The 23079-nt window shown below is 60.1% G+C and carries 20 protein-coding genes and 5 pseudogenes; 15 read left to right on the forward strand and 10 right to left on the reverse strand.

What is annotated here, in order from left to right; all coding sequences use genetic code 11:
* Positions 1-14 precede the first annotated feature (14 nt).
* The 3 genes from CK222_RS26800 (at position 15) to CK222_RS26810 (ending at position 3066) form a co-directional block, all read left to right on the forward strand.
* Positions 15-965 carry an NAD-dependent epimerase/dehydratase family protein gene (locus tag CK222_RS26800; RefSeq protein ID WP_176477748.1) on the forward strand — a complete coding sequence of 317 codons (951 nt, stop codon included), beginning with the start codon at positions 15-17 and terminating at the stop codon, positions 963-965.
* Complete coding sequence (locus CK222_RS26805) at positions 962-2083, forward strand: glycosyltransferase family 4 protein (RefSeq protein ID WP_095802456.1); 1122 nt, start codon at positions 962-964, stop codon at positions 2081-2083. The genes CK222_RS26800 and CK222_RS26805 overlap by 4 nt, the downstream gene beginning before the upstream one ends.
* Before the next feature lie 62 nt (positions 2084-2145).
* Entirely contained in the window at positions 2146-3066 is a 921-nt protein-coding gene (locus tag CK222_RS26810; RefSeq protein ID WP_095802457.1) for a glycosyltransferase, read from the forward strand.
* Between the two features lie 7 nt (positions 3067-3073).
* Here CK222_RS26810 and CK222_RS26815 read toward each other — a convergent pair whose 3' ends face one another.
* On the reverse strand, positions 3074-3601 hold the full coding sequence (locus CK222_RS26815) for a heme-degrading domain-containing protein (RefSeq protein WP_245433294.1): 528 nt from the start codon (positions 3599-3601) through the stop codon (positions 3074-3076).
* Positions 3602-3997: 396 nt separating this feature from the next.
* Between CK222_RS26815 and CK222_RS26820 the strand changes: the two genes are divergently transcribed.
* Positions 3998-4579, forward strand: a complete 582-nt coding sequence (locus CK222_RS26820) for a hypothetical protein (protein ID WP_141247132.1) — start codon at positions 3998-4000, stop codon at positions 4577-4579.
* 120 nt (positions 4580-4699) lie between these two features.
* Positions 4700-6046, forward strand: coding sequence for a hypothetical protein (locus CK222_RS26825; RefSeq protein WP_141247133.1), 1347 nt, complete (start codon positions 4700-4702; stop codon positions 6044-6046).
* Between the two features lie 199 nt (positions 6047-6245).
* Here the strand turns inward: CK222_RS26825 and CK222_RS26830 are convergent, their stop codons facing one another.
* Positions 6246-7445 carry an acyltransferase gene (locus CK222_RS26830; protein WP_095802460.1) on the reverse strand — a complete coding sequence of 400 codons (1200 nt, stop codon included), beginning with the start codon at positions 7443-7445 and terminating at the stop codon, positions 6246-6248.
* A gap of 183 nt (positions 7446-7628) precedes the next feature.
* On the opposite strand from CK222_RS26830, the gene CK222_RS32525 reads away from it, so the two are divergent.
* Positions 7629-7829, forward strand: coding sequence for a hypothetical protein (locus tag CK222_RS32525; protein ID WP_176477745.1), 201 nt, complete (start codon positions 7629-7631; stop codon positions 7827-7829).
* On the opposite strand, the pseudogene CK222_RS26835 reads toward CK222_RS32525, so the two are convergent.
* Positions 7823-8523 (reverse strand): annotated as a pseudogene (locus CK222_RS26835) (IS630 family transposase); the annotation flags it as partial. The gene CK222_RS32525 and the pseudogene CK222_RS26835 overlap by 7 nt on opposite strands.
* A gap of 195 nt (positions 8524-8718) precedes the next feature.
* Here CK222_RS26835 and CK222_RS32735 point away from each other — a divergent pair.
* The gene (locus tag CK222_RS32735) at positions 8719-8964 is read left to right on the forward strand and encodes a hypothetical protein (protein WP_210201946.1); all 246 of its coding nucleotides are present in this window, start codon (positions 8719-8721) and stop codon (positions 8962-8964) included.
* 115 nt (positions 8965-9079) lie between these two features.
* Complete coding sequence (locus CK222_RS26840; RefSeq protein ID WP_176477749.1) at positions 9080-9709, forward strand: hypothetical protein; 630 nt, start codon at positions 9080-9082, stop codon at positions 9707-9709.
* A gap of 97 nt (positions 9710-9806) precedes the next feature.
* Here the strand turns inward: CK222_RS26840 and CK222_RS26845 are convergent, their stop codons facing one another.
* Entirely contained in the window at positions 9807-10556 is a 750-nt protein-coding gene (locus CK222_RS26845) for a hypothetical protein (protein WP_210201947.1), read from the reverse strand.
* Here CK222_RS26845 and CK222_RS26850 point away from each other — a divergent pair.
* Entirely contained in the window at positions 10539-11525 is a 987-nt protein-coding gene (locus tag CK222_RS26850; protein ID WP_095802461.1) for an IS481 family transposase, read from the forward strand. The two genes, CK222_RS26845 and CK222_RS26850, sit on opposite strands and share 18 nt — an antisense overlap.
* A gap of 238 nt (positions 11526-11763) precedes the next feature.
* Here the strand turns inward: CK222_RS26850 and CK222_RS33465 are convergent.
* Positions 11764-12069, reverse strand: a pseudogene (locus tag CK222_RS33465) (hypothetical protein); the annotation flags it as partial.
* Between the two features lie 107 nt (positions 12070-12176).
* On the opposite strand from CK222_RS33465, the pseudogene CK222_RS26860 reads away from it, so the two are divergent.
* From CK222_RS26860 to CK222_RS26870, 3 genes and pseudogenes are all read left to right on the forward strand, one after another.
* Positions 12177-13501: pseudogene (locus CK222_RS26860) on the forward strand (transposase family protein).
* A 102-nt stretch (positions 13502-13603) separates the two neighbouring features.
* Positions 13604-13789: a hypothetical protein gene (locus CK222_RS26865; RefSeq protein ID WP_176477751.1), complete on the forward strand. Its 186-nt coding sequence runs from the start codon at positions 13604-13606 to the stop codon at positions 13787-13789.
* Positions 13786-14753 (forward strand): annotated as a pseudogene (locus CK222_RS26870) (TniQ family protein). Before CK222_RS26865 ends, CK222_RS26870 begins: the two are co-directional and overlap by 4 nt.
* A 100-nt stretch (positions 14754-14853) precedes the next feature.
* Here the strand turns inward: CK222_RS26870 and CK222_RS26875 are convergent.
* Together CK222_RS26875 and CK222_RS26880 are read right to left on the reverse strand one after the other, a co-directional pair.
* Positions 14854-15552, reverse strand: coding sequence for an SMC-Scp complex subunit ScpB (locus CK222_RS26875; RefSeq protein WP_095802462.1), 699 nt, complete (start codon positions 15550-15552; stop codon positions 14854-14856).
* 4 nt (positions 15553-15556) lie between these two features.
* Positions 15557-16510: a DUF1403 family protein gene (locus tag CK222_RS26880; RefSeq protein ID WP_095802493.1), complete on the reverse strand. Its 954-nt coding sequence runs from the start codon at positions 16508-16510 to the stop codon at positions 15557-15559.
* A gap of 127 nt (positions 16511-16637) precedes the next feature.
* Between CK222_RS26880 and CK222_RS26885 the strand changes: the two genes are divergently transcribed.
* On the forward strand, positions 16638-17726 hold the full coding sequence (locus tag CK222_RS26885) for a tyrosine-type recombinase/integrase (protein ID WP_095802463.1): 1089 nt from the start codon (positions 16638-16640) through the stop codon (positions 17724-17726).
* A 175-nt stretch (positions 17727-17901) separates the two neighbouring features.
* Positions 17902-18193 (forward strand): annotated as a pseudogene (locus CK222_RS26890) (transposase); the annotation flags it as partial.
* A 145-nt stretch (positions 18194-18338) separates the two neighbouring features.
* Here the strand turns inward: CK222_RS26890 and repC are convergent.
* From repC to repA, 3 genes are all read right to left on the reverse strand, one after another.
* Positions 18339-19544, reverse strand: a complete 1206-nt coding sequence (gene repC / locus CK222_RS26895) for a plasmid replication protein RepC (protein ID WP_095802464.1) — start codon at positions 19542-19544, stop codon at positions 18339-18341.
* 153 nt (positions 19545-19697) lie between these two features.
* Positions 19698-20684 (reverse strand): plasmid partitioning protein RepB, encoded by a 987-nt coding sequence (gene repB, locus CK222_RS26900; protein ID WP_095802465.1) that lies wholly within the window; start codon positions 20682-20684, stop codon positions 19698-19700.
* A gap of 71 nt (positions 20685-20755) precedes the next feature.
* Positions 20756-21964, reverse strand: a complete 1209-nt coding sequence (gene repA / locus CK222_RS26905) for a plasmid partitioning protein RepA (protein WP_095802466.1) — start codon at positions 21962-21964, stop codon at positions 20756-20758.
* Positions 21965-22622: 658 nt separating this feature from the next.
* On the opposite strand from repA, the gene CK222_RS26910 reads away from it, so the two are divergent.
* Entirely contained in the window at positions 22623-22814 is a 192-nt protein-coding gene (locus CK222_RS26910; protein WP_245433296.1) for a hypothetical protein, read from the forward strand.
* Positions 22815-23079: the final 265 nt, after the last annotated feature.

Below are 23079 nucleotides of genomic sequence, written 5' to 3' on the forward strand. Positions count from 1 at the left end.
GAAGAAGCCCCTGCATGAATGACGAACTTTTCGAACACGAGCCACGCGTAGTAGTGCTCGGGGGGACCGGTTTCGTCGGTGAAGCTTTTGCCGGCTTCTGGGTTAATTCGGCGACTCGTCCTAGTCGATATCTATTGCACAGGTCCCGGCCAGAATGGCTCGGCTCCAGCGGTACGGAACTGACCGATATCGACCTGAACGATACGGCTCAGGCGCTAAATGCTCTTCGCGGTCATGACGTTTTGGTTAGCCTCCTGCGCCCTGATGGCACTGGGTGGCATCGCGATGCGATGGAGCGTCTCAAACCGATTTTTCGGCAGTCCGGCATCCCCCGCTGCATCCACGCGAGCAGCATTGACGTTTATGCCGGCGTCAAACACCCGGTCGTTGACGAAGATACGCCGCCGCAGCCAATCTCGCCTTATGAGACCGAACATATCGCGGTGGAGTCGGTGATGAGAGACTCGTTCCCCGAAGCCATTGTGTTGCGGCTGGGCGCCGTCTTCGGCCGCGGCGGCCGCAATCTGGTCAGCCTTGCTCAGGAGATGAGTCGGGCACAGCAATGGAAAATCGCGCTTCGCCGCTCGCTTTACGGCGCCAGACGAATGCACCTTGTCAGTGTTGAAACTGTCGCCCGGACACTCGTCCAGCTGTCACTTGAGCGGACGCGCCTTGGCTCTCAGGTGGTGCTTGTCACCGATGATCATGACCCAAACAATAATTTTGCATTTGTCCAGGATCGTCTTGCTGCCGCCTTTGGCCGAAGCCTGCCTGTCGGTTTGACAGCGCCGAGATCGGTACTGAGGCTCCTTCTGCGTTTGCGAGGAATTCCGCATGGAAGCATCGATCGGCGTTTTTCGAACACAAAAGCTTCTGAACTCGGATTGCCTTCCGAGACGTTCGCGAAGCGACTCGAAGCGTATGCCGAGCATTTAGCCGACGAGCTCGGCAGCTACGCCGCATGAACATCCTTCTCACCACGATATCGCTCGACTCTCGCAAAGGCGGAGGTACTGCAGAACGAACGCGGCGTCTCTCGATCCATCTGGCGGCGAAGGGACATCGGTGCGAGGTCGCGACAATGCAGGATGGCGATCTGGCGCAAATGCTTCGCCAATGTGGCATCCCGGTTTACGCGACCGGATCGGTGCGCCTGCGGTTCACGGTCCCTTTCATCAACCCTTTCCGGCTTGCGCAAAGCGTTCGCAGAGCGGATGCGCTGCACATTCTTGGTTACTGGAACCTACTCTCGGTAGTGACGGCATTTCTGGCATCGCGGCTGGGCAAACCATACGCATTTTCCGCTGCGGGCGAGTTCGTGGGTCTCGAGCGCCCACGGCCGATCGCTCGCCTTTTCCACCTCCTGTTCGGTAAGCGGATGATCCGCAACGCCAACTTATTGGTAGCAGTCACGGCGCTGGAGCGAAGGCAAATCCTTGAACGGTTTAAGCTTCCAGAAGATCGCGTCATTGTCGTGCCCAACGGCGTCGAGGAGTATGTTGCCGTCTCGGATCAACTTTCTCAACCGGATGCGCCATACGTCCTGTTCGTCGGGCGCCTCGCTGAGGTGAAAGGCCCAGACCTGCTCGTCCAGGCTTTCGCTGATGTGGCGCCGGAATACCCTGACGTCCGATTGATCGTGGCCGGACCCGACTTTGGTATGCGTTCTCGGCTGGAAGCATTGGCGACGGAAAGGCAACTTGGGAATCGTGTCGTGTTTGCCGGTCATCTAGCAGAACGGGATCGAACTGACGCTTATCGGCGAGCTCTGCTGCTTGCCGTCCCGTCACGCGCCGAAGCGATGTCCCTTGTAGCCCTCGAGGCCGGAGTTGCAGGGGCTCCGGTTTTGTTGACGGACCAATGTGGGTTTGACGAGGTAGAGAGCGTCGGTGGCGGACTCGTGGTGCCGGCGACTGTTGTTGGGCTGCGCGATGGTCTTCATGCAATGCTCGCCGAGCGTGGTTCGCTACGTTCCAAGGGCCAAGCTCTTCAATCCTACGTTCGCGGAAAGTTTACATGGCCCTCGATCGTCGATGGCCTAGTCTCAGAGATTGACAAGATGATTAGGAATCGACCGGCTTAATTCCTGCCCGAAATGGCAATCGTTCGCGACAAACAACAAAGCACCAAAAGCAATCGCTCAAAATGAGTCACCTTGAAAATCCAGGCGGGGCGCCGCGTGTGTCCTTGGTTGTTCCGGCTTACAACGGGACCGATTATATCGGTGAAACCATCGAAAGCCTGTTGGCTCAGGACTACCCAGACCTGGAAATCACCGTGATCGACGACGGATCTACAGACGACACCAGTGCTGTGGTGAGCAGCTTCGGCGCCAAAGTGAAGTTGCACCGTCAGGCCAACGCCGGGCAGAGCGCAGCCATGACTAAAGGATGGGCAATGAGCTCAGGAGAAGTGCTGGGTTATGTCAGCGCAGACGATCGCCTCCGCCCTGCCGCGGTCCGGAGATGTGTCGAGGAACTGATTGCCCGCCCCGACGTCGTTCTAGTTTACCCCGATTTTGATATCATAGACGAAAGATCCATTCTGCGATCAACGCTCCGTCCGCCAGACTATTCACGTCGCGCTCTATACGCGCAGCTTCATTGCTTGCCCGGCCCTGGAGCCCTCTTCCGGCGCACCGCCTATGCCAAGGCCGGAAGCTGGCGTTCGCATCTTCGCCAAATTCCCGATCTCGATTTCTTCCTTCGAATGGGTTTGCAGGGGAACTTCTACCATCTGCCGGAGGTGCTCGCCGAATTTCGAATGCACGGTGGTTCGACGACCTATCGAGCTGTTCCATTCGAGAGAGGGGAAGAGCCACAGCTCATGGTGGACGAGTTCTTTCAACGGAACGACTTGCCTGATGATATTCGCCGTTGGGAGCGCGAAACCAGGGCAAACGCAAACCTGCTTTCCGCAGCGATTCATGGCAGGTCGGGTCGAACAAGGACTGCTCTGCGCCGACTCACCGCAGCTGCCCTACACCCGCCGACGCTGGCATCTTTGAAGGCGTTGAAGCACACCCTTCTGATAGCGCGAAGGGCGTTCTCCACTGGCCCGAGGTGAATGCCGATTACGTCTGATCCAGCGCCAGCAACCTCTCGTCTTTCCCTAGGTATGCGCAAAGGGCTGCTACGGCGGTTTCGTGGTCGGCTCGCTCGCTGAGCCCCGAGACAACAAAAGCGCCGATCACGCCTACTGCTTGGACGCGAATCGGAAATGCTCCCCCGGCCAAGGCGTAATCTGTCGGATTGAGCCCGTATCCCGGCGGAAACGCTCTATCCTCCCGCTGCTGCTCGAGGGCCAGGCGGTAACTACTCCTATGGAACATCCGGACGCTATTGAATTTGCGTCTAGCCCATTCCGCGGTGATGGCCGACGAACCGGCAAGAGCGGCATAGAACAATTGGCGGTCCCAAAGCCGAACATCGACCACGAGCCCCTGCCCGCTTGCAAGGGCGCGGTCGCGGATAGTGCATCCAATCTCGAATGCAGTCGTTTCATCAAAGCGCTCGAAAACGAGCGCCGACTCCTGCTCCACGACTTTCCCTATGGCTAAGGCTCTTGCTGCGTCTGTCCCTTTCAAGGTCTGCGCTTCCAAAGCTTGATTATTCCTTCAAATTTTCTGAGCCGCAACCAATGCCTATCGGCTCAATGTGCGTGCCCAGCTGTGAACAACAGGCTAAAATAGCTAGGCCTGCATCGTTTTTCGAAGTAGTCCGGTACTTGCGGTTTCCTAAAGTTTAGGAGGCCCGGGTTAAGCGCCGGGACGCCCTTTTTTGATTGGTTTCGAGTCGCATAAAGCTAGGACGAATTACTGCTACACCTTCAACTGGGCCGTCGGCCACCGCAAATTTTACCCAGGACAATGAGCGACCGAACGTTTTTCGCGATAGTTTTCGTCGGCAGACAGGGGTCGAGCTACCTCCAAGGTTTGATTAACTCTCACCCGGACGCAACCTGCGAGGGTGAGCTGTTCTCTCCGACGGCGCGATTGTTGGCGGACGTGCTCAGGCGCCGCACGATTTCGTTCAGGAACTCCCGCAAGAAGGACGCCGCCAGCTATCTGCAGAGCGGGCTGCATAAGAAGGGCGGCAGTGCAGTCGGGTTCAAGATGCCATATCTTTCGCTCGTCGAGCATCCGGACGCGAGGGACGCATTTGAGGCTTTAGGATATCGGGTTATCCGGCTTTCACGTGACAATCTCTTGGATCAGTACATCTCTTTCAAGCTAGCGGCGATCAACAGCGCTTGGAGGTCGGATCGCGGTTCAATTACGGTCAATCGGTTCACGGCCGAACCGGCTGATGTGGAGGAAGCATTCCTGAAATGGACTAGATGGGATTCGGAACTTGCCCGGATGGTAGAGACTCTGCCCTGTCTACATGTTACCTACGAGGAGTTGGTAGACGGTTCAGGGCTGACTCGCTCTTTGGAGTTCCTCAATTTGCGCAAAGTATCGCTCCATAGCCCCTTCAGGAGGCAGCGGTCCGGGACTCAATCTGAAATCATCGAAAATTATGGCCAGCTGAAGGACCATTTTGCTCAGACAAAGTGGGCAAGGCATTTCGTCGGATGATCGCTCGCCCGATCGCTGCCGGATCTGCAATCGAGCGTGACCTGCGCGGCGTTGCTCTTCGCTGCGGCCTTTCGGGCAGAGCTGTTGAAAGCCCTTCGGCGGCCTTGTGAGCAGCAGACGATGACTGAATTTTCCGGCGTGCTCAGAAGAGCAAAGCTGCCTTCCATGCTGCGAGCAAGCGGGGCGGCCGCCGCCGGCCGAATTGCGATACTTGCCGCCGGTTTAGGTAGCTCGCTTCTTCTCCCGCTCGCCTTACCGCCCGACAAGGTTGGTCTCTACTTCATTGCCCAGATTCTCACGTCTGGATTCGCAATTCTGGCGATGATGGGTCTCACGTTCACGGCGCCGGCGCTCGTATCAGCTGCTGCAGCCCAAGGCGATTTCGGCCGCGCGCGTGACGTCATTATGAGGATCCAAGCGATCGTGGGCGTTTGTGGTCTCACAATCGCATGCGCATTCTGGTTGGCAGATCGGTGGGTTCCTTTGGGAGAAAACGCAGCAGCTTGGCGCGGAGTCTTGGCTATTGTTGCGTTGCAGATTCCTTGCGCCGGACTCGGGGCGGTCCAAGTGGAACTGCTTAGGGCAGTTCACGCGATCAGGAGCTCGGCCTTTCTTATGGCCTTTCCAAGCACCGTAGTTGCCATCTTTGTAGCGTTCGCGCTGACCACTCGGTTCCAGCCAAACCTGGATCAGGTGCTTCTTTGCAGTCTCGCTGGATATGCGATTTCTGCTGGCGTAGGAGCCTTCTGCATTTCCTCCTCGTGCCGGCATTGGAGTCAGCCGGCTAACGAGCCAATTGGCGCAGTTGCGATCGTCCAAAGGACCCTGCCCAATCTGGCGACCACCCTAGTTTTGTTCGGGCTTTCTCAGGTGGACATGATCCTGTTGACGCTGTTCAGCAGTTTGCAGGAGATCGCGCAATACGGCATCGCCCTGCGGATTTCGACAGTGTTGATAATGCCGCTAAGCATAGCCAATTCGGCGTTTGCGCCTTCAGCGGTCCACCTCTGGACGCTTGACGATCGAACAGGCCTCCAGAAGGCCCTTCGGCTCCTCGTTTCAGTGGCAACCCTGCTGACCTTTCTCATGTATGCCGGCCTAGCGACTCTCGGTTACACATTGGTCCATCTTTGGAACCCGCACTACGAAAACTCTCTCTGGATCGCCCTAATTCTGGGGGCGGGCCAGCTTGGACATGTTCTAGGAGGTGCTTCGGGGATTTTGCTGATGGTTCTTGGTGACGAAAAGTCCGCTTTCCGGCTCACGCTCCTCACTGGCGTAGCAACAGTTGCTCTGTGTTTCCTCGGAATTCTGGTCGGAGGGCCTTTCTGGCTCGCCTCCGCCGCGGCCATATGTAACGTCCTCCAGGTCTACTTATTTGCGAAGCGGGTAAAGGATCGATTTCAGTTAGACGCTACGATCCGTGCGCTCTGGCCAACAGAACCTGTGCGGCATTCGACCACTTGAACGATATGAACGTGGTCACCGCTGACGTTCATCTTCGGACGGCAGTTTACCGAATCGATGAGCGCCGGGTTCGTCTCCGACCTCGCTTAACCCCGCCATGAGAACGATCCCTATGCTAGCCACAGCAAGGAACCCCAGTATAACCCAGAACATCTCCAACCCCCGGAGAACAATAACGGGCCTTTGACCAACTGACAAGTCAAAGGGCTTCTTCGCGTATGCCGGGCAGTTCAACGCTAGCAGAGTTTACAGGTGCGACAGTTGACCTCAAACCTGTCAACCATGGACGTTCGACAAATCTGTAGGTTATGGCGGATAGGATGATCGTCGCCAAGGCAATCACGATGCCCATTCCCAACCGCGCTTCCACGGAAGCCAGGGCAGGCGAGGTGTAGATCAGCCGGACGCTGGGATACAGCACCAAATACTGAACTAAATAGATGCTGTAGCTAATCATGCCGAGCGTCTGAAGTGGTGCCCAACTTAGGCATCTAGGCCTGCCGAATAGCACAGCAAAGAACACAAGCGTGGCCAAAGCGAGCTTCACCGGCGTCCAAAATCCTGGGACCCAGATGATGAGCAATACCGAGGGTAACACGAGGGCGACGCAAACTCCCCCAAGCCACCAGGGCCGCCGGTGCTTCAGCATGGCGGCGACGATGCCAGGCAGAAAGAACGGCCAGATGACTTGCTCGCTGTTGAAGTAGAAATCCCGAAAGAGAAAGGCTAACACGACCAGTGCCATACAGACCCGCGCCAGAGTGCCACTGCGCCACAATAAGAGCGCCGGGATCAGGATCATATAGAAGGCCCACTCGTAACTAAGCGTCCATGCTATTCCAACCAAGGACAGCATGTTAATTCCGCGAAACCACAGCTCATCAGGTTTCCACAGGCCGAACGCCAGCACGCTCAGAGCTTCCCGAAGCGAATGGTCTAGCGGTGCTACCGTCTTCCATGAATAACTGAGAGCAATAGCGAGAGCGGTAAAAACAACAAAAACGTAGAGCGGTAAAATGCGGCGCATCCTGTTGACGTAGAATGCAAAGGGATCGATCCGTCCAATTATCGCCCTGTCAGTGAAAAGATAGCCTGTGAGAGCGAAAAACAGTTGAACAGCTAAGATGCCAAGGTGATCCCCTATAAAAGGATTGGTGTAGCCGAGGAATGCGCACATGTACTGATTTAGGTGACATCCTACTACCGCTACAGCGGCCGCGCCTCGCATTCCGTCGAGACCTTCGTCGCGTCCAGCTGAGCGACCTTGACCAACAATCCAGGAGGCGATCGGCGTGGCTGCGACTGCCACAAGATAGGCCGCCGCAATCACGCCAATCTGTACGAAAGTAGCGTCCACTCCGACCGAATGTCCTTCCACCATGAAGCGTGCAGCCTGCATTGCTTTGTTGACAGGTCAAGGTCAGATCATCGATAATTCACAGCCGGAACAATTGCAGGAACTCGGGCAGCTGCATCACCGCCCCGGCCCCCGGGGCATGTTTCAACCACTTCCCCCTTTCGACCTTATTGAGCGTGCGCCACGCCGGCGCGGTCGGGGAAGTGCAGTTGCAAGTGATGCAAGATGCCGAATCCCGAAAAACCGCAGATCGAGTTCAGCTACAAGGTTCTGCAGAATTGGCAGCAGGGCGGCACCGCTCTGGACGATGACCTGGCGAACCTTGCCAAGGGCATCGGCGACACGACCGACGCGCTCGCCGACGTCCGGAGCGCCGACGTCCGGAGCGCCGACGGCGCGCTAGAGCGTGATGATCTCCGGTCATAGCCTGAGTTTGCAAAATAGTTTGAGCATTCGTGTGGAGTGACACGATTGAGGGTTTGGCCAATTGCATCGCAAACGGCTTCGACGGTTCGCTTTGCCGCTTTTCGCAGCCAGTGCTTGAGCTTGGCGAAGAGCTGTTCGATTGGATTGAGATCTGGCGAGTATTTGGGCAGGAAGAAGAGCTTCGCACCGGCTTTGCGAATGGCGCGCCGAACAGCCTTGCTTTTGTGAGAGCCGAGATTGTCCATCACAACGATGTCGCCCGGCTGGAGGGTGGGCACGAGAACCTTCTCGACATAGAGAAGGAACCTCTCGCCGTTGATCGGCCCGTCGATGAGCCAAGGCGCTTCGACGCGATCATGGCGCAGCGCAGCCAGGAAGGTCATGGTCTTCCAGTGGCCATGCGGCACTTTGGCCTTGATCCGCTGTCCGACCGGCGCCCACCCCATGAGCGGAGCCATGTTGGTCTTGGTCCAGGTCTCGTCGATGAACACCAGGCGGGCAGGATCGATCCGGTCCTGATACAGAACCCCACTTGGCGGGGCTCCACGCTGCCCGTCTGTTCCACCCGCTTCAGCCAGTCGATCGCCGCGCTGTAGCTGACGCCAAATCGAGCAGCCGCCGCGCGCCGCGAAAGCCCTTCAACCTTGACCGCCGCAACAACCCGTTCGCGCAGGTCCATCGAGTATCCAACCATCCATGCTGGCCTCCTGCCCAGCATCAACGTTGAATCAGATCATCGCTGATTTGGGAATCCCACGACTCTTATAAATCTCATCCCGCTCTAAACAACGAGATCGTCACACCGGACAGCCTTTCGCCCAACGTACTCGCTATGATCCGGGCCGAAGGGCCGACCGGATCAATTGGCCCGACAGGCCCTACCGGCAGCGTGGGTGCTACAGGCGCCACCGGTCCCGCGGGCGCAATTCTCGATGTGGCCCGCAAGGAAGTGGCGCGCCTCGATGCGCTCCGCATTGTGAAACTTTGCCTCGCCGACACCGCGACCACGGCCATAACGCGGCTCGGCAACGATACGCAGCGCGATCAGTTTCAGTCGGAGATCGTGCGGCTGGCCGCCGACAAGGTCCGTGTCGAGATCGTCCGCTCCGGCGGAAAATACGGCTCCCCCAACTAGGTGCGCGTGTTCGCCAGCCGGAAGGCGAAAGTGGATCTGGTGTTGAGCGAGGGCGAGCAGACCTGTGTGGCCCTCGCCGCCTTCCTGACCGAGCTCGCCACGGAGCTGGTGTTCGATGACCCCGTGGCTTCGCTCGATCACCTGCTGGCGCAACAAGGTCCCGCAAAGGCTGGTCGAAGAGTGCGCCAACCGCCAGATCATCGTCTCGACGCACGACATGGTTTTCGTGAACGACCTGCACGACAAGGCCGTGCGGCAAGGCGCGAAGGTGAAGCTCGTGAGCCTCTCACGCGGGCCCGCGGGCACCGCCATCGTCTCAGAGCTGCCATGGCAACACGCCTCGCTGAAGGACCGCATCGACCGGCTCGAAAAGGATGGCTGTGCGGCACTGGCGCTCTATGACGCCAACGACGAAGAAGCCTACCGGGAAGCCGCCGTCGGCATCTACAGCCGCCTGCGCGCCTCGTGGGAACGCGGGCTTGAAGGCGTGGTCTTCGCCGGTGTCATCTTGCACCACCGGGATTATATAGATACGAAGTACCTGAAGAAAATTACTGCCATTGAAGCCGCCGACGTCGACACGTATCACAACAATTTTAAGAAATGCAGCGACCTCGTGGAGGCGCACGACCCCTCCCGCGGACGGGATGGCGCGGTGCCGCCGCCGGACGAGGTTATGGCGGACATCAAGGCCCTGGCTGACTGGGCCTCTGCTATCAAGGGTAAGCAGAACGCGATTTCATAGGCCGTGACTCTCGATCATGGCCGTGGATTGTTCTGGAATCCATTACAACAGACCGACAAGTCTGTTTGTAGCGATGGTACCGAGACGGAAAAGCGTATCACGCTGCGCCGACGCCTGGCGCCAGGAACGCGCAAAGGTCGGGATCCCACGGCGTGACGATCAATTCAAACGAACCGTCCGCCAGTTGGCGGAACATGACAGCGGTGTCGGCATAATTGAAGCCGCCCTGCGTCATCGTCGGCAGGTTCATGCGTTCCATGCCGTTATTGCCGTGCCACGTGAGACGCCGGTCGGTCCATACTCGGGCACCGCTGCGCGTCATGTTATCTGGGTAGTCATACTGGTTGAAGACAAAGCCGAAGAACCGGTGCCCGCCGCGCAGGAGCTCCAGCTGATTGCGGGAGCCGCCCTGAAGCGCTTCCCCTTGCACCCACATCGCATTGAAGTTCGCCGGATTGATCGCGCCGTTGGCAATAGCCAGTCGGAAGAGCTGCGTCGCCGCAGCAACCGGCGGCGCAGGTGGGGCGACCGGTTCGGCCTCCTGCCGGATTTCAGGCGGCGGCGGCTGCGCGGCGCGCAAGCCTTCGTAAGCGGTGAGAAGAGCCTCGGTCAGGGGCACGGTTTCGAGGCCGGCACTCGTGAAGGCCGCGTCGATCTGCCCGCGCGGAATATCGCGCTGCGCCCACGCGGCTTCCGTATTCACGCTGAAGCCGCGCGCCGTGAGATTGGCCGACCCGACAAGGGTGTTGCGGTTGGTGCGCATTGGTACTAGATGTTTGATCCCAGGCTTTGATGGGGCATCCTTGTCCTCCGAATCGAAGGAGGCACTATGGGCCAGGTTCTCCATGGCAGCGCCACGACGACAGAGGCGGTCCGTCGAGCGATACAACATAGTCAAGAGAGCCTGAGAGCCCTGGCCAAGCGCTACGGGATCAACCAGAAGACGGTCGCGAAGTGGCGGGAGCGAACCTCAACAGCCGACCTGCCGACGGGGCCAAAAGAGCCGCGGTCGACGGTTCTTTCCGTCGAGGAGGAGGCGGTCATCGTCGCCTTCCGGCGCTACACGCTACTGCCGCTCGACGATTGCCTCTATGCGCTGCAGCCGACGATTCCGCACCTGACGCGATCTTCATTGCACCGCTGCCTGCAACGCCATGGCATTGGCCGTCTGCCCGATGTCGAGGGCGACAGGCCGGCGAAGAGGAAGTTCAGGAGCTACCCGATCGGCTACTTCCACATTGCCGAGGTGCGAACCGAACAGGGCAAGCTGCATATGTTCGTCGCTATCGACCGCACCTCGAAGTTCGCCTTCGTCGAGCTGCACGAGAAGGCCACCACCGCCGTCTCCCGAGACTTCCTGCTGCGCCTGATCGCGGCCGTCCCCTACAAGATCCATATCGTGCTCACCGACAATGGCATCCAGTTCACCACGCCTGGTGCAGGAGGGTCGGCCGTTCCCCTCATCAAGGAGGCCATCGCAAATGGCGAGCGCTTCCGGGCGCATGCTTTCGAATATGCCTGCGCCACAAACGACATCGAACACCGGACCACCAAGGCCAGGCACCCGTGGACCAACGGTCAGGTCGAAAGGATGAACCGCACCATCAAGGACGCCACCGTCAAGCGCTTTTACTACGAGAGCCACGACCAGCTTCGCAGCCATCTCTCCGATTTCGTCGCGGCGTATAACTTCGCCCGCAGGCTCAAGACCCTCAAGGGCCTCACACCCTACGAGTACATCCGCAAGGCGTGGGCCACTCAACCCGAACGCTTCAGGCTAAATCCGCTCCAGCAAATGCCGGGACTAAACATCTAAAGGCGTAGGCTTGGGGTGGAATGCCCGCGCCGGTAAGGGCGACCCTTGCAGGAGCCGCTGCGCCCCTGACACCCGCACTTCGGTATTCGGCAGGGCATGCCACTGGCGCAGGGCTTGCGGCTCCGTAAGGCCGAAATCGAAGGAGTGATGAGGACTTTCGGCATCGCGGCAAAGGCGGCGGCACCGGCCGCATTTGTCACTGCGGCGAACAAAATGTCCGACCCGCCCCTGGTGACATGCCACGGCCGGCGAGGTGACGAAGGCCATCGCGGCCGAGCGCCCAGTCCGGGGTGCGGGCAATGATTTGACGACGGGCGCGAAGCACGGCATGCGCGCGTGTGAGCTCGTGGGTCGGCGCGCGGATATCCATGTGGGCATCATGCAGGACGAGATCTTCGACATGAACGAGCTCGCCCTCCAGCCAGAGCGCGCCTGCGGCGTCGGCAAAATTCTGGCGTTCGATCCAGCCGTCACGAACGCTCGAGCGGGCCAGGCGCTCGTCGAGCCGCGCCAACAGCTCGGTTGTCGCTTTCACTTCCCGAATTCAATCGCGGAATAGTCATGCGCTGTTTAGGTTTGGGCACGACGAAGGCCGTGATTTTTCGCTAACGATTTCACTGACTGCTCGTTTCGTCGAACCGATTGCACAGCCTGAAACCGGCGCCTGCTGCGTCACATTCCGATGAAGCATGGTCGACCGCACGCCGCGTTGCGAGCGAGCTCGACAGGATTCTGGATGGTTCGGGCCCCCGGCGGGCGGCAATCGCACGCGCTGCCGCCGAGCTGCGCCTCTCGACGCGACAGGTCTACAATCTTCTGGCACGCTACCGTGCCGATCGGACCGTGACGTCGCTCTTGCCCGGCGGAGAAAGGACGCGGAAAAAGCGCCTTCAGCCGGACATCGATGGAATCATCGCGACGACACTGCGAGAGCAGTGGCTCGTGTTGGAGGCTCCACCCCTCGCTCCCCTCGTGGCCGAGATCCGCGCCCGCTGCGAGGAGGCCGGGCTGGCTCCCCCGTCCTATCTCACTGTCGCCCGCCGAATACCCGCACTGTTTGGCCCTGAGGAAATCGCGAAGAAGCGATCCGCGAACCCAAAACATCTCCATCGGCTCAGGGCCCGGCCCGGATACATCCACGCGGCGCGCACCCGCTGGATGTCTGCCAGATCGATCACACACCGACCGACATCAACTTCGTCGAGATTGTCGAGGGCGGCGGAACCTTCGTGTGCCGCGCCTATCTCACGATCGTCACTGACGTGGCGACGCGATGTATTCTCGGCTTCTGCCTCACGCTCGAAAAGCCGTCGGCGCTGTCGGTCGCATTGTGCCTGGCGCAGGCGATGTGTCCGAAGGAGGAATGGCTGGCCGCGCGCGGTATCGAACATGGGTGGCCGATGTTCGGTCGACCGCGATCGCTAGTCACCGACTCCGCCAAGGAGTTTAAGGGCAATGCCTTCCAGCGCGGGTGCGAGGACTACGGCATCCGCATCCGCTACCGGGATCGCGGCCGGGTCCATCACGGCGGCGTCGTCGAAAGGCTGCTTGGGAAGCTCAACGCGGTCCTTGCAACGCAGCCCGGCTCAACGGGCCGATCCGTGGCGAACCGCGACCAATATCCCGCAGAGCGGCGGGCGCGTCTCAGCTTCGCCGATCTCGAGCGGTGCGTCGTGCTCGCAGTGATCTGTAGAGCGGCGCGACGGCATGCTTGCTCCGATGACGTTGTGGGAGCACGAGGCCGACCGCCTGCAGCGACGAACGCGCGCACGGATGTTGAGAAGGTAGCGCTGCGCCGGCGGATCGCGGAGATTACCGGCGGATCGAAGCCGTCCAAAGGCCGAGTTGCGCAATGCCGTGCGCAAATCCCACGCCGCTGACGCGCCCAAGCCCTACGACGCGATGCGACCGGCGACGCCGGCGCCGCTGATCATCCCTCTCGCCCGAAGCGCCGCCTGCCGGTGGAGGATTGGTGAGATGATGGGTGATCGCAATATGGCGAGGACTTTCTTGCGCTGCTCGACTGCCTGGAGAGCACCGTGCCGCTCGTCTGCGCGTCGGATCTCTCGGATGAGCCCTTGGCGCGAAGGATATTCCAGCTCTCCGAGGGACTGATCGGCGAGACCGTAGCGATCGTCTCCGCAGCGGCCTCAGCCGCAGTGAGGTCCGGCGAGGAGCGGATTACGAAATCGGGCATCGAGGCGCTGCGCTACGTCCCGGTCTCGAAGCGGCGTCGGGCGCCGGTGCGCGAGGATCTGCTGTGACAGCGAATGCAGCACGGGCGGCCTTCGCGACCGAGATCCGCGAGCGATATGGCGACGTCGCCGGGAATCGGTGGCCGGTTTCCGCCGACCCGCTTCCGGACGAGCTGTTGTCGAGCTGGCTCCACCGTCTCGCGCTCGCGAACGGCATCGCGCCGCGGTCGTTCACCGGCGTCCTGGGCCTCAGTGAGAGGATGTGGTCGCCGCGTCTCGACCTTCGACTGCCGCGCCACGTCGCCACGTTGCTCTGTCATCAGACCGGCCGGGCGACCGAGGAGTTCTCGGCGATGACGATGAGCGGCTTTGCGATGGCCGCGCTCCTGCTACCGTTGCGGACAACGCGCACCGGAAGCCTTCGACCTGGATGCAGTATTGCCCGCGGTGCCTTGCAGCGGACGAGGCGCCGTATTTTCGCCGGCAGTGGCGGCTGGCGTCGCGTGTGTCGTGTTTCGCGCATGGCTGTGGCCTTCGCGATCGCTGCCCCGCCTGCCGAGCCCCCATCGCGACCTTCGACCAGGGCGAGGTTGTCGCGCAGCACTTCTGTGCGCGATGCGGGTTCGACCTGCGCGCTGCTCTCAAGACCGCGGTCAAGGCGTCCGCGCGCCGACTGGAACGTGCGATCGCGGAGATATGCCGGGTGGAATCGGGAACGGGTTCGGCGGCAACCAGCGATGTTGTCTCGCGCGTGCTGCGCGCACCGGCCGTCGTCGATATCGGCTTCACGGGCACCCTTAAGAACCTCTCGACGGCCGCACGCATTCGCGCTTTCGAGTTGCTCGCCGCAAAATCTCTCGACTGGCTTGTGACCGACAAAGACGCCGCGACCTCGCATTCGCGTCGGATGATCCTCGCGGCGGGCGGCCATGATAAACTGATCGCCCGCTTCGCCGACTTCCTCGACAAGCACCAGACGCGGCCGAGATCCATGCGCCCAACACTGCCCTGTGCGCGCTTGCCGACGTGCTGACGGCCTATCTGCGCGTGGCCGGCGATCGGACCACGTCAAAGCGTCACCGCGATCTTGGAGTTCCATACCCCTATGATCGGTGGCGGTCCTGCCGCGGGTACTATTCATCCATGACGGCGCCAGCGCCAGAGTCGCCCCCATCGGCGAACCCTGGCATGATGGCGCCAGCCAGCAGCTTTTCCTTGCTGAGCAGGCCCGCGTCTTCAAGCGCATCGAAGTCAGGCAGATCGCGCAGAGTGCTGAGCCCGAACTCCAGCAGGAATGCCTGAGTGGTGACGTAGGTGTATGGCGCGCCCGGCTGCGGCGCGCGCGGGCCGGATGTGATAAACCCGAAGGAACGCAGATTGCCGATCAGGTCGCGGCTGATCTCCTTGCCGAAGAAGCTCGACAGTTCTGCACGGGTAATCGGCTGGAAGTAGGCGATGCACATCAGCACCAGCAATTCGGACTGCGTGAGGTCGACCGATCGTTCGCTTGCGCCGACGGCCGTGCGGATGGCGTCGGCATAGGCTGGTCGGGTCAGGTGCTTCCAGCCGCCGGCGACGGCGATCAGATCGTAGGGGCGACCGCGCAACTCCTCGCGGATGTCGTCGATGAGGAGATCGATGCTGCAGGTCTTGCCGACGATCCGCGCTAACGTCTCGCGGTCGACCGGTTCGCTGGCCGCGAAGATCGTTGCCTCGACGCGGTTCATCCATTCCCGCCAGCGCGCCTCCGGCGGCAGGTGATCCAGCTCGCGATCGAAGAGGCCTTCGCCTCCCTGCACCTTTTTCCGTCCCCCCGAAACACTCTCGGCCATGTGGTCACAGCCCGTAGATGCGGAAGGTCGAGCGGCCGGTAAGTTCGCGGACGGCGCCGAGTTCGACCAGCCGATCGAACAGGCGACGGCTGGCCCAGCGTGACAGGTTCCTGGTCGTCAACGTGCCCGACACCGCATCATCGGCAACCAGCCGCTCGACAACGTCGCCGGCCGCCTTGGATCGCAGCTTCGGCACGGCAGTCCGAAGCCGTTCCGCCTGCGCCGCCATGTCCGCCGCCAAACGGCAGGCTTCTGCCGCACCAAGGGCCGCGGCGATGAAGACGGCCTGCTGGAATGCATCGCTGCCCGGTCGCGCGCGCCGGCCTTCCGGTCCAGAACGGAGCAACGGCGCGTGGATCTGGACCCCGAGGATCGGCACGGCGTCGCGCCAGCCCATGCGCCAGGACAGCGCACAATCGGCCAGCCACCAGGCCAGGATTTCGGCCTTCGGGTCTTCCCGCATGGCGGCCGCTGCGATGCGCGCCGCAATCACGGGGGCGGGCGCGCCGCTGCGCACCTCATCGCGCGTGACGTCGATCAGGTCGCCGAAACTCTCCGACCGGCCGACGCCGAGCAGGGCGGCGACCGCCTCCAGATCGTCGGTGGCAGGCGGCAGCGTGCGGCCGGCCAGCCGACGCCACGCGGCAAGCACGTTCCCGGCAGGCCCCGGCTCGTCGCCGGACTGACGCACCAACCACGCATCTCGCAACGCCGCTTCATCCTCGGAGCGGCCGATCAGCTTCATGCAGGCGGCCGCGGCTCTCAGCGCCAGGCGATGCCGCCACGCGCCGCTCCATTCGGATTCGGCCTGCACGAGATTGTCGAGCGCATGCAAGGCGCTGCCGGCCATGAAGGCGCCTTCGACCGGGTCCTCGATACGGGCGCGCGGCGTCGCCCACGCCGACACGCGGGGAACCGGGATGGTGACGTAGGAGGCGGGTGGGAGCTGCCGATTCATCTCGAGCAGCATAAACGTGATGTGCGGTTTAGGCCAGTTGCTTTGCTGTTTTCCGCACAGCTTGTCGATACCGTTTTATGTCCGATAAGCTTGCCTTATCGGACGTATGCCGCTAGCCTGCCAAGCCATGGAAAATTCCCCGGAAAACACGACTACAGGCAAAGGGTCGGCCCACGACGACCTCCCGAATATCGTCGATCTGGTCATGGAAATGGGCGCCTCGCCGTCGCCGGCGCGGCTGGAAACCCTCGTCGAGACAGCGACGGCCTACGCCAAGGCCGCCAGTTCCGAGAACACGCGAGATGCCTACGCCAAGGACTGGCGGCATTTCGCCGCCTGGTGCCGTCGCGAAGGCTTCGAGCCCATGCCGCCGTCAAGCCAGGTCATCGGCCTCTATATCGGCGCCTGCGCAGCCGGCGATCCGAAACGCGGCCTCGCCGCGCTCTCCGTCGCGACAATCGAGCGGCGCCTCTCCGGGCTGGCGTGGAACTTCACCCAGCGCGGCGTGCCGATGGATCGCGCCGATCGGCACATTGCGACGGTGCTCGCCGGCATTCGCCGCAAGCACGCAAAGCCGCCGCGGCAGAAGGAGGCCGTGCTTGGCGACGACGTCAAGGCGATGTTCAACACGCTCGGCCATGATCTGCGAGGTATGCGCGACCGGGCCATCCTGCTCTTGGGCTTCGCTGGCGGCCTGCGCCGCTCCGAGATCGTCGGCCTTGACGTTGTTCGTGACGACCACAGTGACGGCCACGGCTGGATCGAGTTCTTTCCCGGCCAGGGCGTGCTGGTGACGCTGCGTGGCAAAACCGGCTGGCGCGAGGTCGAGGTCGGCTGCGGCGCTTCCGACCAGACCTGCCCGGTCGTTGCCCTCGAGAGCTGGATCCGGTTGGGCCGGATCGCAAGAGGCCCTCTGTTTCGGCGCATCTTTAAGGACAACAAGACCGTCGACGTCGAGCGGCTCTCCGACAAGCATGTCGCCCGCCTGGTCAAGCAGACGGCTCTCGCCGCCGGCGTCCGTTCCGATCTGCCGGAAGGGGAACGGGCGGGGCTGTTCTCAGGGCACTCGCTGCGCGCCGGCCTTGCCTCCTCGGCCGACATCGAGGAGCGTTACGTTCAAAAGCAGCTCGGCCACGCCTCGGCCGAAATGACACGCAAATATCAGCGACGACGCGACCGCTTCCGTACCAATCTCACCAAGGCGTCGGGGCTGTAAAGAAGGTCCTCCCCTCCCCCGTTTCAGGCCGCCATACGTGGCGGTAGGAGAGGGAGGATATTCAGCTTAGAATTTCAGTTGTTTGCCTTAGCGCTTCAATTCCAATCGGGAAGTAGAAAGCGACACTGGCGTGCGCGCCAGCGCCCTTCTCATCGCCGCCTTCGCGTCCGGCGGCCGCTATCCGCGGCTGACGGCATGGTGGAGGAGACCATCGAGTGCACGCTGACCTTCTTTCGTCTGCCACGCCAGCACCACAGCATCTCAAGAGCACCAACATGCTCGAACGGCTCAACGAGGAAATCCGCCGCCGCACCTATGTCCTGCGCATCTTCCCAAACGCACTGAGCTGCCTGCGCCTCGTCAGGGCATTGGCCGTCGAGACCAACGAGAACTGGATGGAGGCAAGCTATATCAACATGGACGACCTGCGCGAGCACAAGAAGCTCGCTCTACGTCAAGCCGCATGACCAGCACCATGGCCGCCCCTTTTTGCAGAACTTAACGCACACAACCCCCTGGTCACGGCGGCGGGAGAGCAGACAAGCAAGCCTAGCAAACGGCCCGATAACAGACGCAGAGCGCCGCCACTGTTCCGATCGCCACGCTCGCCAGTTATCCGGTCATCCTGGTCGGTGACCCATTAGCTTTCAAAGCAGCAATCAGCATCGGCCCGACCGAAAACCGCCCTGCCCTCGCCTTATCAGTCAGCACGCGCAGATAGCCGCCGGCGGAATTGATGTGCTGAGCACGTTGCAGGATACAGGCAATCACGATCGCGGCCGCTTCCTGGCCCATCGCGTGGCAGGCTTCCTCATACGCTGAGGGTGAAACGCCCAAATATCCCCGCACCTGGGCGGCGGTAATCATGAGATCGCGCCAGTTGCTGATCCCGTCGACGGCATAGTCCGCAATTTCCGGGCAGGCTTTCAGCACAAGCCCCAGTGGGTAGGCTTTCGGGGGCTCTGTGGTCTTCGTCTTTGGCTCGGCCGGCACCCCGCTTTTCTCTAAAGCAGGTTCAAATTCAAAAGTAGAGTCGGTATTTGAATCAGATTGCTGCCGCTCGCTTTGAGAGTCATTGCCGCCCGGATTCATGGATTTCATATGAATTTCCAGCAGCTTGTCCACTTCGTCGTGTAGTGCGGCCAGATCGGCTACGATTGGTTCGAGCTCGGCAATGCAGGCCCGGCGCGGAATCGCCCCCACAACGCCGCGGAAACGCTTCCACAGGCCTCCCCAGTCGCCCGGGACATCTTCCTCAAGGGCCGCCTCGATCAGCTTGTGGATGTCACGGCGGTGCAAGGTGATCCGCTCCCGCACAAGCCTGAGCGCCCTGGTGTCGGCGCGAATGCGTTCGGCTGCCGCTTCGAATTCGTAGGCCCGGGCCAGCAGCGGCGCCAGGGAGAAGCCAAATGCTTCCTCTATCTCCCCTCCTCTGCCCTTGCGGGCGTAACGCTTGCCGTTCGGGCTGTCCCGACGGATGATCAGCCCGCAGTCCACAAGAGCTGCCAGGTGCCGCCTGAGCGTGGCATCGGGCATCCCGTGCGCCCTGAGGGACAGGTGAGCGTTCGAGGGAAAAACGATGAGGTCGTTTTCCTCGCTCAACTCACTGTCAGGATAGAAAGACAGCAACGCATTCAGGACCGCCAGGGCACGATCGCCGATGCCGACGATGCTCTTGCCTTCGCAGAGATTGCGATAGATCTGCCACTTGTCGACGACCCTGCCCTTTGGGATCTCACGTGACTCGTTTTGCGCTGCCAACATCGCAAGCGACATCGGCCGCCGCCCAAAAGGCGTCGTTGCAATACCCGTCTCCATCTTCTTTCACCTTCGATTAGGCAAAAGAAATCTGCTCGCCAAAACGGCGCCACGACTCTTGACAGTGATTCGGGGAAATGCGATTCTCAGCTTGCGACAGACGAGAAGGGCTTCCGCGACGGTGACGTTCGGGGGCCTTTTTCTTTTGCGGTTTTAGTCTCCTGTTAATGCCTTCTCCGACTTTCTGAACGCCTCATAAAGACTGCCCAGATTGTCGGAAATCCACGTCCCAAAGCGGCTGCCATCCACCTCCTTCACGGCGATCGTGATGGCCTTGCCTGCCTTCTTGACGCTAACGCTAACTGATTTGTCCTCGGGGACCCAGGATTGTGCTTGGGACTTCACAGCTACCTTGCGAACTGGCTTCCCCTTCAAATTCAGGGCTGCCAGCAACCTCTCGAAGCGTTCGTTGCTCTCCAGCTCGCCGAATTCTGGTTCGGATAAGATTGCATTGACCACTTCGGATTTCTTGCCGGCAAGCAGAGACAGCTCAACCCACCGCTCGCGGCCAACAGACGTAGCTGATCCAATCTTGCCGATCACAGATGCCGGAATTCTTGTGACGACTGATACCATCTTCGAGACCGCAGCGGCGTTCGAGGCCAATGCTGACGAGATCACATCTCGGTCGTACCCCAAATCTTCAAGGCGCTTTGCGAACATCGCCTTCTCGATGAAACTGAGATTTGCTCGAGCGGAATTCTCCTGACCCTGGGCAATCACATGGGTCTTGTCGTCGATCTCCTTGACGACCGCCCTCACCTGCCGTCCCAGTTCGCGGGCGACTCGGACTCTGCGATGGCCGAAGACGATCATGTAGCGCCCGTCTGAGCTCGGATGCGGTCGGACAAGTATGGGAGAATCCTGCCCTCTCTCCCGAATCGCTTCCAGCAGCTCTTGATATTGTTCCTCGTCGTCGCCCATGCGGTCGGAAACGAACGAGCCGTCCACTGCGCTTGGGTCGAGTTCGACGACATGCTCGCCCTCAAGATACGCATCCGCTTGCTTCGCCAACTCGTTGACTGAACGGATCAGGGATTTTGACGCGCCGCGGATCGGATATGCCGCAGTGGAGGCTGATGACGCCCGGTCGTCGGTCTCCGCTTCTACGAGGCCTGCAAGAAGATTCTTACGTGCCATATTTTACCTCCAGATAGCGCGTAGTCCATTGAATACATTTGGCAAACATCCAATTTTGTCAGCAGACAAAGTCAACGCCCCCATGCTTCATGAATCAAAGCTGCGATTTCGCCGTTTACCACGTCCAAGGCTTCCATTGCCCGCTCGTATGTGGAACGGGTCATCGCATTCTTTTCGACTTCGTAGAGGGTCTGCTTGGTAATCCCCGCATCGGAAATCGCCGTTGACTTCAGTATCTGGTTCTTCAGAATGAATTCGCCGAACAGCGTATGCAGGAACGCCACCATTTGCGCCTGTGGCTGATCTGTGGGTTCGAACCGAGTAACAAGATAGCGATACCACTCCAGGTTCACCTCCGCACCGGCCGCCCTGATCGGCTCCAGGATGTTCCCGAGCATCAGCAGAAACTGGCCCATGCTCATAACATCGAGCATCTGTGGATGGATCGTGATCAACACTGAGGTCGCCGCGGTCAGTGCAGTGATCGTCAGGTAGCCAAGCTGCGGCGGACAATCAATAACTATGACATCGTAGCGATCGTCGACCTCCATCAAAGCCTTCGAGATGCGCGTGAAAAACGCCCTACCCACATTCGAAGACTTGTCCGTCATTGCCAGAGGCGTGTCGTATTCGAATTCCTGCAGCTCTAGGTTCGCTGGGACGATATCCAAGCCCGGGAAATTCGTCGGCTTGATGATTTCCGAGAGAGGCACCCTTTGGTCGTCATAACGAATCGCGTCGTAAAGCGATTTCGTCTGGTCGAGTTCAGGTTGGAATCCATGCAACGAAGAAAGCGACGCCTGCGGATCGAGATCGACAGCTAGGACACGGTGCCCGGTAAGCGCAAGGTATTGGGCTAGGTGGGCGGCGGTAGTGGTCTTCCCGCTGCCCCCCTTGAAATTCACCACAGCTAAAATCTGAAGCTTCTCGCTCGGTCGCCGATGGGGAACATACATGCGGGCGTCAGATCGACCGTACTGGTCGAGATACCGGCGCAGCTCAAGCATCTGTTCAGCAGTGTACGAGCGTCTGCCCGACGTCGAGGTTTCAGGCATCGGTCCCTTTCCCTCCAGATGCAGTTTCTTCAGATGGCTCTGGGAAACCCCCAGATACGTGGCAACCTCCGCCAGCGAGAACGAACGAAGATTTTTCTTTGCGTGGGGAGGGAAGCGCTGCATCGAAAGCAGGTGCAACTTCTTCGATATCTGGTCGCCCTGATCGAGGATACTTTTCTCGAACAGCAGCGGGACTTTCGTAGGAACGGGCGAACTCACGTTCATTCGATCGACACTCTCTAAAAACGATTTTTGACGTAAAAGCGCCAAGCAACCGTCATTATGTCCGATTCGCTCGCCCGGGCAAGAAATTTAAAGTTAACAAAAGCTTAATGGTCTCGGGATAGGATCGCATGATGTGATTCATGCAGCTGAATACGCTACACAATTCGGCGATTTTGTCGGCGGACAAATCCTACTTATCCAAAGCACAAATCCTGCCTACCCAGCGTCGCACGCAAATTCATTTCTTAGACGACCCGCACCGGGGCGTGGCAAGTGACACGACATTGACCTTCTGACGAACATCTCCAGATCAAACTCGACCGCCCCTGACCCGAAATTGCAAAGCGGCCATGTCATCTTTCGTCTTCCTTGAAGAAGCTAAGCGTTTCAGCCGACGGCGGCTTTAAAGCCGCGAGCACGGTTTCGACGGAAGCGGGTCGGGCAGGCGGACGAGTTTTTGCTCGGTCATTCTCGGGCTCCGGCCAAGTGGGAAAGCCGCGCTTTTTTCGTCAAGGGACGCCGTGGGTCGTCGTCGGCGATCTTGCGATACTGGCTGATTTGGCTCACGAGAACAACGCTAACGTCCCGGATCGCCGATAGTGCGGAAGAGGACGCAACTTGTGCGACAGGCCTGAAACAACTATGTCTTGCACGCATTATGAGCAGGTATCTTGGTTCAGTCCTGACGACGGTGAACGCGCCCTACAATGATCAACTGGACGAAGCGGCGCTGGCGCATTGCCTTGCTGACATCGATCTGGCCAAGCAACATCCTGGCCATGTCAGCACCTTTCTCGGCGAGGTCCCTCTCGCCCAGCAAGTCGCATTCGCAACCGCGCATCGCGGTTGAGGACCTGAAGGCGTTTGCCGCCAAGTTCTCTGCGTGGTCCGGCGAGAGCTATTCGCTCGCTGCGTAATGGCTGGACTTGATAGCCGACGGCCGTCCGAATGGCGGCGGCTTTTTCGCATTACTATCGACCTGATCGACAGCTTCGCGAGAACGCCGGCGGCTACGACTTTGAGTAATCATTTGGCCGCGGAACGGCGATGATGATCCGGATCGGTCATCGCGAAAGGCACGACATCGATATTTCCCTCGAGACCCTCAATTGCTC

Source organism: Mesorhizobium sp. WSM3866 (assembly GCF_002294795.1).
GTDB lineage: Bacteria > Pseudomonadota > Alphaproteobacteria > Rhizobiales > Rhizobiaceae > Mesorhizobium.

Bases quoted from the DNA above. Each gene is read 5' to 3' on its own strand.
- CK222_RS26830 (WP_095802460.1), bottom strand. From the start codon at position 7,445: ATGCAGGCTGCACGCTTCATGGTGGAAGGACATTCGGTCGGAGTGGAC.
- repC (WP_095802464.1), bottom strand. From the start codon at position 19,544: ATGGAGACGGGTATTGCAACGACGCCTTTTGGGCGGCGGCCGATGTCG.
- CK222_RS26875 (WP_095802462.1), bottom strand. From the start codon at position 15,552: ATGGCCGAGAGTGTTTCGGGGGGACGGAAAAAGGTGCAGGGAGGCGAA.
- CK222_RS26845 (WP_210201947.1), bottom strand. From the start codon at position 10,556: ATGGAGAACCTGGCCCATAGTGCCTCCTTCGATTCGGAGGACAAGGAT.
- CK222_RS26800 (WP_176477748.1), top strand. From the start codon at position 15: ATGAATGACGAACTTTTCGAACACGAGCCACGCGTAGTAGTGCTCGGG.
- CK222_RS26910 (WP_245433296.1), top strand. From the start codon at position 22,623: ATGAGCAGGTATCTTGGTTCAGTCCTGACGACGGTGAACGCGCCCTAC.
- repB (WP_095802465.1), bottom strand. From the start codon at position 20,684: ATGGCACGTAAGAATCTTCTTGCAGGCCTCGTAGAAGCGGAGACCGAC.
- CK222_RS26885 (WP_095802463.1), top strand. From the start codon at position 16,638: ATGGAAAATTCCCCGGAAAACACGACTACAGGCAAAGGGTCGGCCCAC.
- CK222_RS26825 (WP_141247133.1), top strand. From the start codon at position 4,700: ATGACTGAATTTTCCGGCGTGCTCAGAAGAGCAAAGCTGCCTTCCATG.
- CK222_RS26880 (WP_095802493.1), bottom strand. From the start codon at position 16,510: ATGAATCGGCAGCTCCCACCCGCCTCCTACGTCACCATCCCGGTTCCC.
- CK222_RS26840 (WP_176477749.1), top strand. From the start codon at position 9,080: ATGACCCCGTGGCTTCGCTCGATCACCTGCTGGCGCAACAAGGTCCCG.
- CK222_RS26850 (WP_095802461.1), top strand. From the start codon at position 10,539: ATGGGCCAGGTTCTCCATGGCAGCGCCACGACGACAGAGGCGGTCCGT.
- CK222_RS26810 (WP_095802457.1), top strand. From the start codon at position 2,146: ATGAGTCACCTTGAAAATCCAGGCGGGGCGCCGCGTGTGTCCTTGGTT.
- CK222_RS32525 (WP_176477745.1), top strand. From the start codon at position 7,629: ATGCCGAATCCCGAAAAACCGCAGATCGAGTTCAGCTACAAGGTTCTG.
- CK222_RS26805 (WP_095802456.1), top strand. From the start codon at position 962: ATGAACATCCTTCTCACCACGATATCGCTCGACTCTCGCAAAGGCGGA.
- repA (WP_095802466.1), bottom strand. From the start codon at position 21,964: ATGAACGTGAGTTCGCCCGTTCCTACGAAAGTCCCGCTGCTGTTCGAG.